This window comes from Micromonospora sp. M51 (assembly GCF_018070305.1).
Lineage (GTDB): Bacteria > Actinomycetota > Actinomycetes > Mycobacteriales > Micromonosporaceae > Micromonospora > Micromonospora parva.
Genome location: NZ_JAGPXZ010001539.1, coordinates 1 through 419, shown reverse-complemented (window position 1 = coordinate 419; position 419 = coordinate 1). Strand labels below are relative to the sequence as shown.

The 419-nt window shown below is 73.3% G+C and carries 1 protein-coding gene; it reads right to left on the bottom strand.

The features are described 5' to 3' along the window. Positions 1-419 (bottom strand): MMPL family transporter (locus tag KBX53_RS35845; protein ID WP_210864127.1); only part of this gene is annotated, 419 nt, incomplete at both ends.

Sequence of the window (419 nt, the reverse complement as noted above, 5' to 3'; positions counted from 1 at the left end):
GGGGGACACCGGGCCGGCCGGTGCGCGGCGCGGTGAGTCGCCAGAGCAGCGGCACCCGGGGCCGGTCCACCCAGCGGCCGAGTCGGGCCAGCAGCGCGGGCAGGACGGTCAGCGAACCGGTCACCGCGACGGCCACCACGAGGATCGAGCCGATGGCGAGGGACGAGAAGACCACGTCGCCGGCGAGCAGCAGCCCGGCCATCGAGATGATCACCGCGAAGCCGGAGACCACCACGGCGTGCCCGGAGGTCTCCGCGGCGATCTCCACCGCGTCCAGCCCGGACCGGCCCTTGGCGCGTTCCTCCCGCTCCCGACGGATGTAGAACAGCGAGTAGTCGACACCGACCGCCATGCCGATCAGCAGGATCACCGGTGCCGTGGTGTCGGTGGCCGGCACCAGGTGCGAGGCGAGGGTGGAC